14 protein-coding genes are annotated in these 21,168 nt (G+C 31.5%); 9 read left to right on the top strand and 5 right to left on the bottom strand.

The window, feature by feature from the left end; genetic code table 11:
• Window positions 1-43: 43 nt before the first annotated feature.
• On the bottom strand, window positions 44-649 hold the full coding sequence (locus KLA_RS05275; protein WP_051456044.1) for an RNA polymerase sigma factor: 606 nt from the start codon (window positions 647-649) through the stop codon (window positions 44-46).
• Window positions 650-759: 110 nt separating this feature from the next.
• On the opposite strand from KLA_RS05275, the gene KLA_RS05270 reads away from it, so the two are divergent.
• From KLA_RS05270 to KLA_RS05230, 9 genes are all read left to right on the top strand, one after another.
• On the top strand, window positions 760-1,935 hold the full coding sequence (locus KLA_RS05270; RefSeq protein WP_013622007.1) for a FecR family protein: 1,176 nt from the start codon (window positions 760-762) through the stop codon (window positions 1,933-1,935).
• 100 nt (window positions 1,936-2,035) lie between these two features.
• Window positions 2,036-5,743, top strand: coding sequence for a SusC/RagA family TonB-linked outer membrane protein (locus tag KLA_RS05265; protein ID WP_235183519.1), 3,708 nt, complete (start codon window positions 2,036-2,038; stop codon window positions 5,741-5,743).
• Window positions 5,744-5,754: 11 nt separating this feature from the next.
• Window positions 5,755-7,290 carry a RagB/SusD family nutrient uptake outer membrane protein gene (locus KLA_RS05260; protein WP_034644464.1) on the top strand — a complete coding sequence of 512 codons (1,536 nt, stop codon included), beginning with the start codon at window positions 5,755-5,757 and terminating at the stop codon, window positions 7,288-7,290.
• 161 nt (window positions 7,291-7,451) lie between these two features.
• Entirely contained in the window at window positions 7,452-8,834 is a 1,383-nt protein-coding gene (locus tag KLA_RS05255; RefSeq protein ID WP_051456043.1) for a TlpA family protein disulfide reductase, read from the top strand.
• Window positions 8,835-8,836: 2 nt separating this feature from the next.
• Window positions 8,837-10,039, top strand: coding sequence for a TlpA disulfide reductase family protein (locus KLA_RS05250; RefSeq protein WP_034644463.1), 1,203 nt, complete (start codon window positions 8,837-8,839; stop codon window positions 10,037-10,039).
• 15 nt (window positions 10,040-10,054) lie between these two features.
• Window positions 10,055-11,257 (top strand): TlpA disulfide reductase family protein, encoded by a 1,203-nt coding sequence (locus KLA_RS05245; RefSeq protein ID WP_034644461.1) that lies wholly within the window; start codon window positions 10,055-10,057, stop codon window positions 11,255-11,257.
• A gap of 19 nt (window positions 11,258-11,276) precedes the next feature.
• The gene (locus tag KLA_RS05240; protein WP_013622013.1) at window positions 11,277-12,461 is read left to right on the top strand and encodes a TlpA disulfide reductase family protein; all 1,185 of its coding nucleotides are present in this window, start codon (window positions 11,277-11,279) and stop codon (window positions 12,459-12,461) included.
• Window positions 12,462-12,476: 15 nt separating this feature from the next.
• On the top strand, window positions 12,477-12,965 hold the full coding sequence (locus tag KLA_RS05235; RefSeq protein WP_013622014.1) for a protein-disulfide reductase DsbD domain-containing protein: 489 nt from the start codon (window positions 12,477-12,479) through the stop codon (window positions 12,963-12,965).
• Between the two features lie 3 nt (window positions 12,966-12,968).
• Window positions 12,969-14,453, top strand: a complete 1,485-nt coding sequence (locus KLA_RS05230; protein ID WP_152536828.1) for a hypothetical protein — start codon at window positions 12,969-12,971, stop codon at window positions 14,451-14,453.
• Window positions 14,454-14,641: 188 nt separating this feature from the next.
• On the opposite strand, the gene KLA_RS05225 is transcribed toward KLA_RS05230, so the two are convergent.
• The 4 genes from KLA_RS05225 to KLA_RS05210 form a co-directional block, all read right to left on the bottom strand.
• On the bottom strand, window positions 14,642-15,397 hold the full coding sequence (locus KLA_RS05225; protein WP_034644458.1) for an alpha/beta fold hydrolase: 756 nt from the start codon (window positions 15,395-15,397) through the stop codon (window positions 14,642-14,644).
• A gap of 35 nt (window positions 15,398-15,432) precedes the next feature.
• Window positions 15,433-15,831, bottom strand: a complete 399-nt coding sequence (locus KLA_RS17955) for a hypothetical protein (protein WP_152536827.1) — start codon at window positions 15,829-15,831, stop codon at window positions 15,433-15,435.
• Window positions 15,832-16,059: 228 nt separating this feature from the next.
• The gene (locus KLA_RS05215) at window positions 16,060-17,826 is read right to left on the bottom strand and encodes a RagB/SusD family nutrient uptake outer membrane protein (protein ID WP_051456042.1); all 1,767 of its coding nucleotides are present in this window, start codon (window positions 17,824-17,826) and stop codon (window positions 16,060-16,062) included.
• Between the two features lie 9 nt (window positions 17,827-17,835).
• Window positions 17,836-21,111 (bottom strand): TonB-dependent receptor, encoded by a 3,276-nt coding sequence (locus tag KLA_RS05210; protein WP_034644456.1) that lies wholly within the window; start codon window positions 21,109-21,111, stop codon window positions 17,836-17,838.
• Window positions 21,112-21,168: the final 57 nt, after the last annotated feature.

The following is a 21,168-nucleotide window of genomic DNA, read 5'->3' as shown; positions in this document are numbered from 1 at the left end:
TTTATTAGGCGTGGCAAAAGTTTTTTGTTGCGCCTTTTAACTTTTAAAAAAGCAGTACTCTTTTTAGTTTTAGGATAGAAAAATATAAAAATAAATTACTATCCTTTTTCTTATTAATTTTAGTACGTAAAATATAAAAAGCCTTAGTTATTTGGGCTTCTACTGTTTTTATAGAAATATTTAAATACTCTGCAATTTCTATATTAGTTAACCCTTCTTGCTTGCTTAATAAAAAAACATTTTTACATTTAGGTGGTAAATTTTGTATTTCTTGTTTTACCTTTTTAATAAGATTATCAAAGGAGACAACATCTGTTTCTTCTACCAAATGGTGTAAAGCATCTAAATACTTTTTTTCTAAAGGAAAAACATTTTTTTGTTTTCTATAATGATCTATAAACTCATTATATACAGATTTATACAAAAAACTCTGTATAGAAAAATTGGCCTTTAGCTTGTCTCGCTTGCGCCAAACTCTCATAAAAACATTTTGCACAATATCTTCTGCCTCACTACGGTCATGTGTAAGGTTAAGCGCATAAACGCAAAGTTTCTGGTGGTAATCATTAACAAGCTTGTTGTATGCAGAAGTATCTCCAGACTTAAGTGCATTTATAAAATTAATGTCGCTATTTAATGGGGGACTCATATAAAAAGACAATAATTGGTTAAATATGTTGCCAATATATAAAAAACTTTAATAAAATGTTAGGGTTAAGTAAAATGTATACGTATTAAAGTATATATGTTAAAAATATAATGAAAAAGAAAATAACAAAATTAGATAAGTTAATAGCTAAGTACCTTACTAGAGAGTCTACTAAAAAAGAGCTCGATGGTTTAGAGGAGTTACTTAATAACGACTTAAATAATGAAAAGTTTCTAAAGGAATATATAAAAATAAATGTTGTATCAGATTATGTATTACAAAAGTTTAATACAGAAAAGGCAAGGCAACAATTGTTAGATACTATTAAAGAAGATAAAAAGAAAGCAAAGCAAGCTAAAATTTTTACTTTAATAAAATATTCCACAGCTGCAGCTGTAGCGGTACTTGTAATGTCTGGTATATTTTTTAAAACATCTTTATTTAATAAAACAGGAGCAGAGCCAGTACAAGTATCACATAATATAAAAGTGGGTTCTAATAAAGCAACTCTTTCTTTAGAAGATGGCTCTTTAGTAGTTTTAGAAAATGGTAAAGAGGTTAACGTTGGTAAAGCAAAAAGCAACGGAAAAGAACTTAAATATACAGCCGGCAGAAAAAAAGGTAAAACTATTTACAACTCTTTAACTATACCGCGTGGTGGTGAATATGCATTGCAATTGTCTGACGGAACCAAGGTTTGGTTAAATTCAGAAACAAAAATAAAGTATCCGGTATATTTTAAAAAAGGAATGTCTAGATCTGTAGAGTTGGTTTATGGCGAGGCTTATTTTGATGTTTCACCTAGTGAAAACCATAACGGAGACGGATTTAATGTTGTTACCAACCAACAAAACATTGCAGTTTTAGGAACCGAGTTTAATATTAAGGCTTATAAAAATGAAAACTTTATATACTCTACCTTGGTAGAAGGTAGAATTATGCTAGAAAACGGATCTTATAAAGCAGATATGCAGCCAGGGCAACAAGCAGTAATAGCAAATGGTATTGCTGAAAAAGTAGAAGTTTACAATGTTAATGTAGAAAATGAAATTGCTTGGCGAAAAGGTAATTTTAACTTTAAAAATAAATCATTAATAGAAATAACAAAAGTATTGTCTAGGTGGTATGATGTAGATTTTGTAATAGAAAATAAAGACCTAGAAAATATTAACTTTAAAGGAGTACTGGGCAAAACACAGGATATAGAAACAATTTTACAAATTATTAAAAACACAAGTAACATAAATGCCTATGAAATAAAAAATAGAATTATTTACATAAAATAAAGGGAACAAAGTTTATACCGTCCAAAGAATAACACTTTATCCCCCATTTTGTATTGAATCTCGATTAATTAAGTAACTAACCAAAAAAACACTCAAATTTATGAAAATTAAATTAATGAATGTTCTCTTCTGCTATAGAAGAAAACTAATGATGAAGATTATGAAAGCTATTATCTTTTTATGGTGTACCACAATTTTTAGTTTTACCACTACAAATTCGTTCTCACAAAACGCTAAAATCAGTATTAAAGAAGATGCTGTTGTTAGTGTAGATATGGTTTTTGATATTATAATGGAACAAACCGACTATAAGTTTATTTATAGTGAAGGTTTTTTTGATGCTTATCCAAAAGTGGTGCTACATAAAGGTATCATAAAGGCTAATGCATTATTAGATAAAACACTAGAAAATAGTGATGTGTCTTATGAGTTTTTACCAAACAAAACAATTGTAATTGTAAAAAAGTCTAATAAAAAAAGAGCTTACCAATTGCAAATAAAAGGTAAGGTTGTAGATGAACTAGGTGTTCCTTTATTAGGGATGAATGTCTATGTTACCGATAGGAAACAAAATGGTTCAGACAATAAAAAAGACTTTTTAACAAGAGGAACCAGTACAGATTTTGACGGTAATTTTAAAATTATGGGAGATGTAGGAAATTTTCTTTACGTTGGAGGTATTGGCTTTGAAACATATACAACAGAGATAGTTGAAGGAAAAACTAGTTATAATATAGTTTTAAAAGAGGCAATTAGTAAATTAGATGAGGTTGTACTTGTTTCTACAGGTTACCAAAAAATTTCTAAAGAACGTGCTACTGGATCTTACGTAGGAGTGTCTAAAAAACAAATAGAAAAACCATCAAGTAGTATTGCAGAAAGACTAACAGGTGTTGTTGCTGGTTTGCAAACAACTACCAATGCTGATGGTTCTATAGACATACAAATTAGAGGGCAATCATCATTAAGCGCTAATGCGCAACCTTTAATTGTTGTTGACGGTTTCCCAATAGACTCTGGCTTAGATACATTTGGAGATTTAGGAATTGTAAGTGGTAATACTCCTAATATTACCGGAGGTTTTGGTACAATTAACCCAAATGACGTAGAAAGTGTAACTGTATTAAAAGATGCCGCAGCAGCTTCTATTTGGGGGGCAAAAGCAGCAAATGGAGTTATTGTTATTACAACAAAAAAAGGAAAAAAAGGAAGAACAAACGTTTCTGTATCTTCTTTTGTGAGAGCTTCTAGTAAAATAGATTTAGATTATGCTTTAGCTAGAGCTAATAGCCAAGAGACTTTAGCTTATGAGCAAGCAGCGTTTGATACTAACTTTTTTGGCAGTATTTTAGGTAACCCTCCAGGAAATAGCCCAAGCACAAGTGATTTTGGTCCATATTCACAAGCTATTGTAGCTATGAATGAGGCAAGATTAGGCAGAATTTCTGACGCAGATAGAGACGCTACACTTAACTACCTCTCTTCTTTAGATAATAAAAAGCAAATTAGAGATAACCTTTTAAGTGCGCCTTTAATTACACAACACAATATTGCAATTAATGGCGGTACAGAAAAAATGTCTAACAGCTTATCATTAATGTATGAAGATAGCAAAACCTATTTTCAAGGAGACAAACAAACAAAATATCTTATAAATTTTAAAAACAATACAAAATTAAGTAAGAGACTTAATTTTGAGTTTAGCGCTATGTTACAGCATAATGATATTGATACTAATTCTGGTCAGGCAGATCCGTTATTTGGTACTGGAGGTATGTTAAACACTATAAAATCTTTAGCGCCATGGGATATGCTTAAAAATGAAGATGGCAGTTTAACAGATATGTCTTATTTACATTATTACAGACCTAATGTAGATGCTTATGTACCTTTTAATAATTTTCCATACTCAGACTGGTCATATAACCCTATTACAGAAATTAATAACAGAAATTTAAATACTAAGCAATTAAACGCAAGAATAAATGCAGGCTTAACTTTAGATTTAATTAAGGGGATGAAATTATCTTCTAGAATTCAATATGAAATTTTTAATTCTGAAGCAGAAAACTATTATAGTGACAAAACATTTGATGTTCGCCAATTTATTAACGAAACATCTGGACCTGAATGGAATTTTGGTGGTGTACCAACACAATTAGTTCCTAAAGGCGGTATTTTAGAACAAGGTAGCAGCGAAATTAGATCGTATAATTTTAGAAATCAGTTAAGCTACAATCGTACTTTTGGTGATAAGCATAATATAGATTTTATCGCTGGTACAGAAATGTCTAACAGGGTGTTTTCTACAACATCAAACCCAGCTGCCTTTGGTTATGACCCAGATAAATTAACAACATCTCGTTTATTAGTTGATATAGAATCACACTCTTTATGGAATTTTTTCCCAGCACGGTTAAGTAGCTTTTTTTACAACTTTGATTTAGCTCCAGAACACTCATTTACAGAAAGAACAAATAGGTTCTTTTCTATGTATGGTAATTTAGCTTATACATACAATAACAAATATACTGTTTCGGGTAGTTACAGAACAGATGCCGCAAATATAGTAGCTCCAGATCCCAAATTACGTTATGATCCTTTTTGGTCTGTTGGCTTAGGTTGGCATGTAGATAAAGAAGAATTTATGAATAATGTTAATTGGGTAGACAGGTTATCACTTAGAGCAACATATGGTGCTGGAGGTAATATAATACCAAGTGCATCATTTATGCCACTAATTAATTTAAGTAATTCCTTAAATGATGTTACAAACCAAATAACAGCCAGTGTTACAGATCTTGGTAACCCACAACTAAGATGGGAAAAAACCTATAGCTGGAATTTAGGGGCAGATTTCTCTTTGTTTAACAGCAAATTAAATGGTGCTATAGATGTTTATAACAAGCAAGGTAAAGACTTAATAGTTAATCAAGGTTTAACATCTGTGTATGGTACAACTAGCCAATTGTTAAACAGAGGCGAAATGGTGAATAAGGGGGTTGAAGTAAGTTTAGGTACCACACTACCAATAAATGGCAATGACATTGTTTGGTCTGGTAATTTAACGTTTTCTCATAATAAAAATGAAATTACAACTTTTGAAAGAGGTGTTTATACAGCATCAGATTTAACAGCTGGCCCAACAACCTCATACAGAGAAGGTTTTGATGCTAACACCTTATGGTCTTACCAATACGGCGGCATGTTTGATTTTGGTACTGGTACGCCAGAACCAACAGTAATAGGTGTAGATGGTGAACTAGCACCATTAACCACATTTGTTAATGGCGATGCTAGAACTTTTATGGAGGCGCAAGGCACAACCAATGCACCAACCATAGTTGGTTTTAGAAACTCTTTTAAAATTTACGACTTTAATTTATCGTTTATTGTTACAGGTAAATTTGGTCATGTTTTTAGAAGACAAAGCTTTAATTACAATGCTGTTACTGGCGGTAATACTAGTGTAAACGAAAAGTACAATGAAGTTGCAAACGGAGACCCAAACAGCATTATACCTATACCAGAAATCTCATCTAGATATTTTTTCTATGACAGGTTTTACCCTTATATGAACTATTTAACTGAAAATGCAGACCATTTAAGGTTTCAAGAAGTTAACTTAACGTATAATTTACCTAATAAAGTAATATCTAAATTAGGCTTAAATAGTTTAAGTTTTTATGCGCAAGCAAATAATGTTGGTGTGGTTTTATTTAATGATTTTGATGAAGACCCAGAGTTTCCAAAAGGCACTTTAAGGCCACAGGCTACTTTTACATTTGGTATGAATTTAAACTTTTAAACTAAAACATTATGAAAAAAACATATAAATATATAGCAATATTACTACTAATAACAGCTTTTAGTAGCTGTGATGATTTTTTAGAAGAAAATCCTTCTAAAAACGATTCGGTAACACCAGAATCTTTAGAAGATTTTGAAGCTTTATTAAATAACTACAATGAATTTTCAGATGAAGCTATTTTTCCTTTAATCTATGGTTCAGATGATTTTGAGTTAAGCACAAATATGCATGATAATTTTAATAGAGCGTATTCTCCTGCTAGTGCTATATTTGGTACTTGGAACACAGAGTTAGCAGCCAATGAATCTGGCAGATTTTCTGGTTGGCCAGCAGAGTGGGAAAAAATATTTACAGCCAATTATATTTTAGAACAAATTGACGCTGTGGCAGCCTCTGAAGAAGAAAAAGCCAATATAAAAGCCGAATGTTATTTTATTAGAGCTTACAGTTATTTTGTTTTGGCAAATGTTTATTGCTTGCCTTATTCTACTACTAATTTAGATGAATTAGGCTTACCAATAAAACAAACAACAAGTTTTAGTGAAAGTACAGCCAGAGTTAGTCTAGGCGAAACTTATGATTTTATAGAGTCAGACCTAATGAATGCTTTAAAAATCACAAGAGAATTTAGCCAAGTTAATGGTTTAAATAACTCTTGGCGTGCAAGTACTGCTGCAGTTAATGGTTTTGCAGCAAGGTATTATTTGGCATTAAATGAATATGCTTTGGCACAAGATTATGCACAAAATGCACTAGATGAGTATAGTAATTTAAGAAATTACAATACAGATATGCGTTTTTCTGATATACCAGCTTTTGCAACTATATTTAATCCTGCCCCAGAGCGTGTTGAGTTGTTGTATCCTTATACACACGATCAACAAAATGTAGCAGAAGATAGGCTTGAATTTGGAGAAGCCTATTATTACAGAATGTTATCAAACCCATCTTGGGCAAACTGGCCATCACAAGAATTACTTAATCTTTATGATGATGAGTATGATTTAAGGTATAGATATCACATAGTTGAAGATTATTCATATTCACGTGGTGCCATTGCACCGCCATTTAGTTATCCTGGTTATATATTCTTTTTTAAAGATGATATTCCAAGTGGGCCTTCTGTACCAGAAATGCTATTAATTAAAGCAGAATGCCAAATTAGGCAAGGTGCTTGGGCAGACGGGTTACAAACAGCAAACCTACTAAGAGCTGCCAGAATGGATGCCACAGCACCTGTAGATGCAATAGAACTTAGCGCGTTAAATCAAAACGAAGCCTTAACAAAAGTTTTAGAAGAGCGTAGAAGAGAAATGCCTTTTGTGCATAGGTGGTATGATATTAGACGCTACAATAATAATGATGACGCATCTGATGATGTAATCTTGTCTAGAACATTCTATCCATTTAACTCAAGTGCTATTAATGGTGGCGAAGCGCCAATAACAACAACACTTGATGTAAAATCTAGAAAATATGCTTTTCCAATTCCAAATGAAGAAATTTTAATTTCTAACGGAGAGCTAGAACAAAATCAGTATTAGTTATTTTTTTAAACAAGGCTTATAATATTTAAGCCTTGTTTTTCCTATAAACTATTCTTAAACCATTAGTTAATAAACATATCATTAACTAAAAAATAAGGGTTGCATAGTTTAAAAATCTTCATATATAAAAACACAAAACACTATTTAAAAATTACAGTATGGGAAAATTAAAATTTATTACCATAGCTTTTTCAATTGCTATGCTTTGGGCTTGTAAAAAAGAAACTCCTGTTAACTATGCTTTATTTTCCGGAAATATTAGCAATACCAAAGGAGGTGAACTTAAAGTAAGCTCGTTAAATGGTTTTTCAAAAACAATTAATGTGAAAGATACAGGCATATTTTCTGATACTCTTTTTATTGAAGAAAATGGTGTATACAATGTACGCTTTGGCAATTTAAGATTTGCCGCATATGTAACACAAGGTGCTAACATTAATATTGAAGCTAATGAAAAAGAAAATATTAAAAGTTTAAAATTTTCTGGAGATTATGCAGACTTAAATAATTACTTTATTTATAAAGAATCTAAGAACTTAGATTTTATAATGGATAGAGAAGGGAGTTATAATGTAGACGAATCTACTTTTGAAACCAAAGTATTGAACTTTCAAAAGGATTTAGAAAACCGTCTTACTTCGCTAAAAGATATTCCAGAAAACATTAAAGAAAATGAGTTAAGAGCAATTAACTATGGAAGATTAGCTAAAAAATCTGAGTACGAAAAAATGTATGGATACCTTTCTAAAAATAAAGATTTTAAAGCTTCAGAAACATTCAAAAAAGAGTTAAACGAAATATCTTTTGATAACGCAGAAGATTATCTGTACTCATCAGATTACCAAGCAATGGTTAGTGCAAATATTAGAAAAAAAGCCTTTGATTACTACCAAAAAGATTCTATACCATACAGTGATGCTAGTGCCAAAGCAGTATCTGAAATAAGTAACCCAATTATTAAAAATGCCGAGTTATATAAAGCTATTTTAATGCGTTTACCAATGTCAAAAGATAAAGACAAAGATCTTCAAGACTTTTTAAATGCATCAACAAGCCAAAAACACATTAAAAAAATAAAAGAATTATACGAGTCTCTAAAAGTTTTAGATAAAGGGCAACCATCTCCTAAGTTTCATAATTATGAAAATTATGCAGGTGGCACAACTTCTTTAGATGATTTAAAAGGCAAATACGTTTACATTGATGTGTGGGCAACTTGGTGCGGGCCTTGTAAATACGAAATTCCATTCTTAAAAAAAATAGAAGAGCAATACCAAGGTAAAAACATTCATTTTGTAAGCATTTCTACAGATAAACAAAAAGACAAAGATAAATGGAAAGCTATGATTGCCGATAAAGAAATGGGGGGTATACAGTTAATTACAGATAACGATTTTAACACTTCTTTTGTATCTGATTATAAAATTATGGGTATTCCTCAATTTATACTATTAGACCCTAATGGTAATATTGTACAAGCCAATGCTCCAAGACCTTCAGATGAAAAACTAGTAGAATTATTTAATTCTCTAAATATATAATTATGAAAAAAAGTATTTTAATATGCTTAGTGGCTGCTATATTTTTTGCATGTAAAAACAAGCCAAATGCACAAGAAACTAGTACTGGTTACACTATTACAGGTACCATTAAAGGCTTAAGTTCTGGTACAGTAAAAATTGTAGAAGAAGGAAATAGAGACCGCTCTAAGTTAAAAACAATAAATAGTACAGAAATAGCTAATGGTGAATTTAAACTTACAGGAAAAGTAGAACACCCAGATATGGTTAGCTTAGTTATAAATGATAAAAGTAGTAGTTTCTTTTTAGAAAATAGTCCAATAGAAATAACTATAAATTGGTCTGATGGAAAAGAAAACGATTGGCGATTCAATTCTACAGTTTCTGGTTCTAAAACACATGATGAGTACACAAAAATAGATCAGGAAGCAAAAGCTGTTTTTAAAGACCCTAAGTATAAGGTTTTAGACTCTCTTAGAAATTTGGTTATTGCAGCTAAAAAAAGCAAAAATCAAAAAGATATGGATAAAGTATCGGCTCTTCAAAAAGAACTAAGACCATTAATGTTAGAACAAAGTGAAAGATATACCAGCACTAAGTTTAATTATGTAAAAGCCAATCCTAGTTCTCCTGTTGCTGTACATATTTTAGGGTTTCAGTATTCTGAAGGCAGAATGAGTAAAGATCAACTAAAAGAATATTACAATTTATTTACAGGTGATGCCCGTAAAACATCATTTTTTAAAAACTATATTACAAAGGTTTATAAAGATAATTTTGAAAACTTAGGTGTTGGTAATACAGCACCAGATTTTACACTTAAAAATTTAGAAAACAATAAGCTTACTTTATCTAAAATAAATGCCAAATATAAATTGGTAGATTTTTGGGCAAGCTGGTGTGTGCCATGTAGAAATTCTTTCCCTCATTTAAAAGAATTAAGAAAAGAATATAAAAATGATGGTTTTGAAATTATTGGTATAGGTACTGCAGATGTTGAAGAAAAATGGCGTAAAGCTATTAAAGAAGACCAAACGCCGTGGTTGCATGTATTTGATACTTCACCTGTAAAAAATGGAAGAGCATCCTATGGAGCAATAGCAAAAGCTTATGGCGTTCCTCATTTACCAACTACATTTTTAGTAGATGCTAATAACACTATTGTATTAAGAAACCCAACCAAAGAAGAGTTAGATGCTAAACTTAAAGAGCTATTTGGTCATTAATAAAGTAGTAGAATTATGAAACGCACTATATTAAAATTATCGGGATTACTGCTTATTAGTTGTCTGTTTTGTATTAGTTGTAAAACCAATAATGCACCAAACGGATATACAATTACAGGTAATGTTAAAGGAGCAGAAGATGGTACTTGGGTAAAACTTAAAAGCACACCATCTTTATTTACAGACCCTTTAATTACTATTGATAGTACTACAATTGCTAATGGCACATTTAAGTTTACTGGTAAAGTGGCTAATGTAGATATGGTAGGTGTACATATTGGCACAAAAACTAGTGCATATTTTTATCTAGAAAACAGTAAAATTACCATTGATATAGATGTATTAAGTTCTGAAGCTACAAGTGGATACAACGCTGCCAAAGTAACAGGATCTATAACTCAAGATTTTTACAAGCTACAATTACAAAAAATGGATAGCATTAAAAATCAAGATAAATACGGTGCTTTTAAAGGGTTTAGAGAAATGGTTATGGCCGCAAAACAGTCTAAAGACGCTGCTTTAATGGATAAAGTAAAGCAAAAAATGGAAGCTTTAGAGCCCTTAGAAAAACAGCAACAGGAAGAGCTTAAGACGTTTAAAACAAACTTTGTAAAAAACAACGCTACATCACCAATTGGACCTAAAATAATGGGGGTTTCATTTAGTGAAATTATGATGTCTAGAGAAGAAATGAAAACAGTATATAACCTTTTTAAAGGTGATGCTGTAAAGTCTAGTGCTTTTAATTTCATTAAAAAAACCTATGAAGATTATGTAGAAAAGTTTGTTGCAGGTGCTACGGCTCCAGATTTTACCTTAAAAACAGTATCTGGAGATGACTTAACCCTATCTAATGTTAAGGCTAAATATATATTAGTAGATTTTTGGGCTAGCTGGTGCGTACCTTGCAGAGCTTCTTTTCCTAAGTTAAAAAAAGTTTATAACACCTATAAAGGTGAAGGTTTTGAGGTTGTAGGTGTAGCTACTGGTGATAAAGACAAAAATTGGAGAGATGCCATACAAAAAGACCAAACGCCTTGGTTGCATGTTTTTGATGTAAATAAAAAATCTATAGGAAGAAATGGAGATGTAGCTGATGCCTATGGCGTTCCTTTTTTACCAACTACTTATTTACTAGATAGTAACCTAAAAATTATACTTAGAAACCCTACAAAGGAAGAATTAGATACAAAACTTAAAGAATTATTTAAGTCTTAAAAAATTAACAATATATACTATGAAAAAAATACACAAAATACTATTTGTTTGCTTTATAGCGCTTATAAGCTTTAATAAAAACAACGCTCAAAATAAGGATAATACTTTTACAATTACAGGTGAGATTAAGGGCTTAAAAGGAAATTTATATTTTAGGCATCCAGATAAAGAGTATACCAGAACAACACCTTCAGATTCTATTATAGTTACTAATGGTAAATTTAAATTAACAACAAACGTTTCTAAAGTTGCTTTAATAAGGGTGTTTCCTAAGTTTAGTGGTCCAGATAAAAAACTATCAAAAATACCAAAAGGAGGTAGAGGTTATATTCCTGTAAAAAGTGGCACTATTATGGTATATGCATCGCCAGGTGCAAATATCACAATTAAAGGTGAAGCAAAAGATTATTTTGATGCCTACCCAAGTGGTGATGCTTTTAATGATGGTTTAGCTAAAGTTAACAAACTTATGTACCCAATGTATAATGAGATGGGTAATTTAGCAGTAGAAAGCACCTACACTGATGATAAAGCTAAAAAAGAAGAGATTAATAAAAAGTCAGAAGCTATTTCTAAAAAATCTATAGATGCTCTAGTTAATCATTTAAAAAATAACCCTAATGCTTTAGCTTCTGCTTGGTATTTAAACGATTTAATGTTGCGTACCCAAGTTACTAATGAGCAAGCAGAAGAACTATTTAGCGTATTATCTACAGATTTAGCTGCTTATAAAGATTATAAAGATGTTGCAACAAGAGTACAGGGTATTAAAGAAACTGCAGATGGTTCTCCTGTACCAAGCATAAAAACCAATGCAACTTTAAATGGTGAAATTTTTGACATTAACAGCCTAAAAGGTAAGTATGTTCTTATAGATTTTTGGGGTATTTGGTGTGGTCCTTGCGTTGCAGAAATGCCTGAAGTAAAAGAGTTTCAAGAAAAACATAAAGATAATTTAGTAGTTGTTGGTATTAACTCTGGAGATACAAAAGAAAAAATAGAAGCCTTTGTAAATAAAAATAATTACGGTTGGATGCAATTAATGAGTGATAAGAAAAATACACCAGACAATTTTGTAAACAGGTTTAACGTACAAGGGTTTCCTACGAAGTTTATAATAGACAGAAGAGGAAAAATAATTAAAAGATTTGTTGGTAGCGGAGAAGAAGCCTTTAAAATGCTTGAAGAGTTACTTAAAAGCTAATTAATAACAAAAATTATGCGTATAAAACATTTTATGGTATTTATAGCTTTTGTTGCTATTAACTGCACAATTGTTGCACAAACCACAGGTAATGAGTTTGATGCGCCTACACCTGTAGATCCTGTGAAAGTTAATGCAAGTATTGTTTCTACAGAAGATCCTACGGTTAAAACTTTAATTTTTAATGCAACAATTTTAGAGGGCTACCATATTTATGCCTATGTATCTCCAAAAGATCCATACATACAATCTAAAATAGAATTAAAACTTCCTGAGGGTGTTACTAGTATAGGTGAACTTCAAACCCCAACTATTAAGGCTTATCCAGGAAAAGGAGAGTTATATGTGTATACTGGTAAAATACAGTTTAAGCAATCAATAAAAATAGAGGCTAATTACTACAACAATAATGTTATAAAGTGTGGTTTGTTTTACCAAACCTGTAATGCCAATATTTGTTTACCACCTACACAAAAAGACGTTTTATTAACTATAAAAAATTAAGGAATGAAAAATTCACTACATAAAATTTTGCTTATCATTATTATGATAGCTCTAGTACCTACAGGCTATAGTCAAACACAAAAGTCTAATTTAAAAATATTGTATGTAGGTACAAACCCAGACAAACCATTAACAGATAGAGAAAAAAGAATAACAAATAATCTAGAGCGCAAAGTTGCATTACGAAAATCTAGAACTAACGATTTTAAAAATTTTATTGGCCAATATTTTAATTCTGTTACAGTAGTATATGGTGATGAATTTAAAGAAGAAATGGCATCTGATTATGATGTTACCATTATTGATGCGTACTTAAAACATTTTGAAGGAGGCTATACAAAAGATAAAAATGGCAAAGTAACAGGCTATACAACCAGAAAGTTTTTAACAGAAAACTATAACGCTGCAACAATAATGATTGGGGAACCATCTGCATATATTGGAGAAGGAAGAGATTTAAAAATTGACCATTTATGTTTATGTTTAGATGCTCATGCTCATGGTATGAAATTAGATCACCCTATTTTTAACACACCTAACAAAGTAAGTGTAGCCTATGAGACCATAGAAACACCTGCTAACTACAAGGCAAGATATGGAGGAAGAAATTTAGCTAAAACAATGCAAATGTGGCGAGTACAAACCGAAGGATATACCGAAGGAAAAGGAATGCCTGTAGGTTTAGTTTCTACAGGTTACGCTTTTGATAATGGTATAGATGCCGAATGGATTTCTGGAGGTAATAATTCTAAAGGTGTAGAAGCTACTGCTATTGGGCGTCATGCAAATTTTTTACATTGGGGTTTTGCTGCAGCACCAGAATATTTAACAGAGAGTGCTAAACTAGCTTTTATAAATGCTATTCACTATATAGCACCTTTTAAAGGAACAAAGCAGATTACTAAAAAAATAAAAAGAATGCCTTTAAGAGAATATCTTAGAGAAAGCCAATGGACGGTTTCTGATGAAGGTTCTGCTGCATGGTTGCATTATGTTAACAAAGACCTAGATAAAAGAAGGGAAAACAAAGCAAAACTACAAGAAAAGAAAGATGCTGGAGAAGAACTCTCGCAACTAGAAAATATGATGTTAAGAATGCCTATAGAAAAACATACAAGAATTTGGACTATTAGGCATGAGCCACAAAAGTTAAAGGACAAGTTTGGTGAAAATTGGGCTATGTATGAGAATTATTATATAGAAAATATGGATTATTTTTACCCAATTCCTAATGAAAGATACACATATTGGAGTGATGTAGATGAAGATGCTAAAGCTTTAGGAATAGCGAATAACAATATTAAAATTTTAGAAACCGCTATTACTATGCTTGTTAATAAAGACCGCACAGAAATGGCTAAACGTATCTTACAAAGGTACACTAATGAATCATTTGAATCGGCTAAAGAATGGAATAAATGGTTTAAGAAAAACCATAAAAGCCTTTACTTTTCTGAAGGTGATGGTTTTAAATTTATAGTTATCTAAAATAAAAAGCCACCATTAAGGTGGCTTTTTTTTGTCTTCATTACTATATTAACAATGTTTTTGGTAACAGGGTTATTTGTAATGAGATTACCTTTTAAAATTTTAATTTTAGTATGTTTTTTTGAAGTTAAATTAGTATGTTACTTAAGGAACAATATCTTGTGTTTGTACTTGATTGCTGTACAACTTTAAATTTTAGCTATAAAAGCTGCAGTTTCTTTTAAAATTAAGTTCGGATTTTCTTTGTGTGGAGTATGTTTAATGTTTGGAAGTATTAATTTTTTTCCAGGTGTTTTTGTAGCTTTTATAGTATTATAGACTTGCTTTAATGTGCCGTATTCATCATCTTCACCTTGTATAACTAAAGACTTACATTCTATATGCGGTAAAAAATGTTCAATATTCCAATTTTTAAATTTTTTAGTAGTCCAAGTTTTAGCCCAGGCCCAAAACATAGTGTCTGTTTTGGTTCCATGATACTTTTTTAACTTACTCTTTAAATTGGTAGTTTTATACAATTCTATAGCATTATTTATGCCGTTTAAAGTAATATCTTCTACAAAAATATGAGCCCCTTCTGTAATAATAGCTTTAATTTTATTGGGGTATTTAGCAGCAGCTATTAAAGCAATAGACCCACCATCACTATGGCCAAAAAGAATAGGTTTTTCTACACCCCATAGGCTTATAAGCTGCATAAGTATATCAGCTTCTAACTCTAAATAGTTTACATCTCGGTCTTTTGTAAAGGGTAATGATTTACCATAACCTTGACGGTCATACACTATAGCGTTGCATTTAGTAAGGTTGCTTAGTTTTTCAGGAAAATCTCTCCAAAGCTCTATACAACCTAAGGAATCATGTAAAAATATAATTGTAGGTTTGTTTTTATAATTACCAATTTTGTAAGTTGCAATTTGTTCTAAATTGTAAGGAGTAGTCATAGCAAGTAGTTGTAGCGTAAAAGTATATTAAATTGTTATATGCTTTCTTTACTTTTAAAATACCATAAATTTACTATAAAGTTTAAAGACATACCAATTAGTAATAAAGGTATAAAAAAGCTTTGTGTACAAACCAGTTCTAAAAATACTTCTGTATTTGTCCAAGAGTTTCCAAACTCTATTCTATTAGCGTAGGCAATATCAAAAAAAATATAAGAAATTAATACTAGCGGTAAGGCAATAAACACTATAATTCTTAAAATTACTTTTTTAAATTTAGGAACAAGCCACATACATAATAAGATGTAAGTTATGCATAATAAAAGCGGCAATACAAGCTCATTATTATACGGATTGTAATACTCCATTTTACTCAAAAATAATTTTTGAAAAACCAATACAGGACCCCAAATAGAGAGTAGGGAAGTAAGCATAAAAATTATTTTTGATATAGGTTTTTTCTTGTTCGTTACTTTTTTAGAAGACATTATAAGCTTATTTAGTATGCTAACGATTTAAAGGTTGCTAAATTGTTTATTATACAGCTAAAAAATAGTTGTATAAAACTTAAAAAACCAGGCAAAATTTGCCTGGCTTTATTGCTAATTACTTAACGAGGTAATGAAAAAACTAAAAAACTAAAATTAGCAAGTTATGGTTACTTAATAACCAGTGTTTTGTGTAAAATCTTCGGTTACGTCTGTAGTTTCTTGTGGTATAGGAAAAATACGTCTAAAAGGTTCTGTTTGTGGTTTTGCAGTATAAGCCTCATCAAACTTACCAAAACGTATCATTTGTGGTCTTCTTTTCATTTCCCAATACAGTTCAAATCCAATTTCATTATACAGTTGCTCTTCATTTAAGCTAGTAAGCGCTTGGCCAGGAGCATTACCATATAAAGATTCTCTAGTTCTGCTGGTTCTTAACATATTTATATCCTCTAAAGCCAATGCAGTTTGCCCATTTCTAAAGTAAGCTTCTGCTCTCATAGCGTAAATTCCGCCTAAACGGTATAAAGGAATATCTACTTTACTTCTTCCGTTACCAGATTCCGGATCGTATTCAAATTTAAAAATACGTACTCCACGGTTTATTTGGTCTTGAGCAAAAATTGCTTGTACAGGATTATCAAAATCTAATTCTGGAGTAAAATCCATTGGTGTAGTAGCACTTTTTTCCATTACTAAAGAAGATACTTCTATACGGCCATCACTTGTCATAATATACCCACCATTACCATCTAAAATTGGTCCATATTGTTGACCATATAAAAAGCCACTATTAAAATGAAACCAAGGTAAATTATCTGAATTTGGTACAATATCTTCTGCAGGTACGCTAACATCAGAACCATCATTCATAAACCAAGTACCATCTGAGTATTGATATTTTCTAGAAAACCTTGGGTCGTCTTGATTATTGTTCCATGTAGCAAAAAACTCTGGAGTAGTACAAGCGGCATTTGTACCTCTGTTTGCAGGAGAAGGTCTTTGGTTACGAGCAACACAAACATACCCAAAATCATTATCTCCAGACCTTACGGCTTCTATTTGCTGTACTACTGCAAATATCATTTCTGAACTTTGATTGTTATTAATAGAAAAATTAGAGAAATAATTAGAGGCTAGGCTAAACTTACCAGAATTAATTATTAAAGAAGTATACTTTATTACTTGGTCCATATCTGTTTTACCAGCTTCTAAAGATGCTTCAGTAAAATTAAATGTAGATGCACTATTGTATCTATCTTTAAAAACAGCTCTGTTTAAATACATTGTAGCTAGTAAGCCATAAGCAGCTTCCTTAGTAAATCTTCCGTTAAATGTATTTTGTTCTCCTATAGATGCTAAGTTTGGAAGTATAGTCTCTACCTCTATAATTAAGTCATCTATTGCATCTTCTGCTTTTAAAATTTGTATAGTTTGGTCTCCTCCATAAGGGTCTCTGTACGGTGCTTGTCCAAATAAATCTAAGGTTGTATAAGTGTAAAATGCAACCAAACCTCTTGCTTCTGCTAAAAACAATTCTTTATCACTAAATTCTGCTTGGTTAATACTTTCTACAGCTGTTAACGCTCTAGTTATACCGTTTGTTAAGTTGTTCCAGTTACCAGTTACTATGCTGTTATCTGGTGTCCAAGTAAACTCATGCATAGAGCGCCATTTACCACCATCTCCCCAGTCACTACCTCTTGTTGCAAGCATTGCAATGTCTGTAGAGTACTCTTGTAAGGCAAATACACCGCCATGATCTACAAACGTTTTATCACCTAAACGATCATAAGCAGCTGCTAATACACCTTCAGGATCTGCTACTTCTTCTCCTAATTCTTCATCTAAAACAACTTCTTCAAGATCTGTACAGCTTGTAATTAAAAAGTTTAGTAATAGAAAAGCTATACCTGCTATTTTTATTTTTTTATGCATCATTATTATATTTTAAAATTTTAAAATTGCTCCTAATATAAATGTCTTAGAACCTGGGTAACTAGAGTAATCTATACCTAATGATTGATTACCACCATCTGCTTTAGGACTGTTTATTAATGGATCATAACCAGAGTAGTTAGTAATGGTTAATAGGTTCTGCCCAGTAACATAAAAATTAACACCGTTTAACCAGCTTACATTGTTTAATTTTAAATTGTATCCTAAACGTGCAGTGTTAAGTCTTATAAAGTCTGATTTTTCTAGGTATAAAGTTGATAATTGAGGTGAGTTTTCTTGATTAGCTCCAGACTCGTAGTACTTTTTAGATACGTTACGGTCTGATGCTAAATTGTTTATATTTAAAGCATTTAAACCTGTATTGTTTACTAAATAGCCACCAGCTTGACCAATAATTGAAAAAGAAAAATCGAAATTTTTATAGTTCATTTGACTGTTAAAACCGTAAGAGAACTTAGGTAAAGCACCTTCAATGATTATTCTATCATCACCAGTTATATTACCATCATTATTTACGTCTCTGTAAATATCTTCGCCATTTTCATTAAAACCTATATGGTCTAACAGGTAAAACGAACCAGCAGCATAGCCGCTTTTGTATATGTTAGCAAGTACACCAGATTGTCCTGGACCAGATATGGTTCCTGATAAGATTTCTGATACAGGTAAATTTTTAATTTCATTTTTTAAGGTAGCACCATTAATATCTACATCCCAGTTAAAATCTTCTGTAGATACGATGTTAGAACCTAACATAAACTCTAATCCGGTATTAACAATTTCACCATCTATATTTACCCAAATATTGTTAGTAGGGCTAAGCACTTGCGATGGTATATTTAAAATAGCATCTGTAGTTGTTTTTTTAAAATAATCTAAAGAACCATACAGCTTTCTGTTCCATAAACTAAAATCTGCACCAATATTGTACTGTGTTACTACTTCCCACTTTAAATCTGGATTTGGAGTTCTTAAAACAGAAACACCGTTAGTTAGTGTTTGGTCATCATACAAATAATAACCATCTGAACCAGATATAGCGTAACTAGCCTGTGTTATTTTATTTTGCACCTCTTGGTTACCTGTTTGTCCCCAGCTTGCTCTAAGTTTTAAATTATCTACATTGCTATTAATTAAAAAATCTTCTTTAGAGATATTCCAACCCAATGCAAAAGAAGGGAAATAACCGTACTTATTGTTTTTACCAAAACGAGTAGAACCATCTGCACGCATAGATGCCGTTAAAAGGTATTTACTGTCATAAGAATAGTTTAATCTACCAAAGTAAGACTGTAATTCGTTCTCTTGAGCAAAACCATTAATGTCTATTTGTGAATTATTAGAAGTTGGGTTATATACTGGTTTAACGCCAGTTCCTTTTTCTGGTAAATTATCATAATTAAAACTCGTACCAGAACGTTCAAACTTTTGATAAGAGAAACCACCTAAAACTTCTAGCTTGTGTTTGTCTGCAATTGTAGTATTAAATGTTAAGTAATGCTCTAACAAAGAGCTCTGAGACTCTAAGTTATTTTGAACATACATACCTATTGGGTTTAAATCTGTTAAGTTAGGGTAAACTGTAGTGTTACGCTCTGCTACAGACTTATCTACACCATAGTTTAATTTGTACTCTAAGCCATTAAAAATACGTAATGAAGCTTCTATATTACCTAAAACACGAAGCGTTCTTGTTTCATCTTCATAAATACTTAATAGGTATGCAGGGTTGTAATGTGCATTCATATTAAAGTTAGTATATGATCCGTCTTCACCAAAAACAGGCCTTGTTGGGTTTGCCATTAACGTGTGTATAATTAACTGTCCGTTAGAGCCTCCGTCATCACTAGTTGGTACACCATTATCTTTAGTTTCACTAGCGGTAAGATTCACTTTTAGCTTTAATCTTTTGTTGTCTAAAAAGCTTTCCTCTACGTTTATTCTACCAGAAGTACGAGAAAATTCACTATTATTAACAATACCTTCTTGGTCTATATTACCTAAAGAAACATAGTAGTTACCACTTTCTGATGCTTTAGAATAAGACAATACATTATTTTTTGTAATTGCTGTTCTGTAAATAACATCTTGCCAATCTGTAGAGCTACCGTGGTCAAAGGTAGGGTCTGTAAGTGCATTTCTGTATTCATTAGCATCTAACAAGTCTATTTTGTTTGCAACCGTAGATATACCAATGTAAGAGTCTAAAGATAAAGAGCCTTTACCTGCTTTACCTTTTTTTGTGGTAATTATTACAACACCATTAGAGCCTCTTGCACCATATATTGCAGAAGCAGAAGCATCTTTAAGTACATTAATAGACTCTATATCACTAGTATTTAAAAAGTTTAGAGGATTTTTTGCGCTAGAAGCACCAAAACCTACATTGCTACCAGACGGACTAACATTATCGTTAGTTAATGGTACACCATCTACAACAAATAATGGACTACTACCACTTCTAATAGAACCTACACCACGTATTGTAACGTTAATACCAGCACCTGGTTCTCCGCTAGCATTAACAACTCTAACACCAGCAACTTTACCCTGTAAAAGAGCATCTGGAGATGTGTTAATACCTTGTCTAAAACTACTTTCTTTAAGTTGTGTTACAGCACCAGTAACATCTGCTTTTGTTTGGCTACCGTAACCTACAACAACAACTTCATTTAACTCAGCAGCATCTAATTCTAGCTGAACATTTACAACACTTTGTGTAACTTTTAATTCTTTACTCTTATACCCCATATAAGAGAATTTTAAAACGCTTCCGGTTGTAGCAGTTATAGTGTATTCTCCATCAAAATTTGTAGTAACACCATTAGATGTTCCTACTTCATGAATGGTAGCACCTGGTAAAGGATCTCCGTTTTCATCTACAACAGTACCCGTTATTTCTTTTTGGACATTACTGGTAGTTATAGTTGTAGCTTTCTTTTTAATTAAAACAATTTTATTTGTTATTTTATAACTAAAGTTTGCCTTTTTGCTTAGGTCTTTTAAGGCAGACTCTAAGCTGATGTTTTGGTAAGATACTGTGTATTTATTTTTGTCTTTTATAATATCTTCACCATAGCTAAAGTTATATGATGTTTGGTTACTTACCTCTTTTAAAAGAGTTACTAAATTTGTGTTTTTATAGTTTACAGTTATATTTTGTTTTTTGTAAACACCATTATTAGGTTGCACTGTCTGACAAAAAATTGCAGATAATACAAAAAAAAGTATGGTTTTTAATTTAAAAGGAATATTTTTAAAATACATTAATTTAAGTGTTAGTTAATAATACTTGAAAATTTAGCCGTAGTTGTTGGTAGCAAC

Origin of the sequence: Cellulophaga geojensis KL-A (genome assembly GCF_000568425.1) — a bacterium.
Lineage (GTDB): Bacteria > Bacteroidota > Bacteroidia > Flavobacteriales > Flavobacteriaceae > Cellulophaga > Cellulophaga lytica.
The sequence above is the reverse complement of the archived record's forward strand: the minus strand, read 5'-3'. Positions and strand labels throughout refer to the sequence as shown.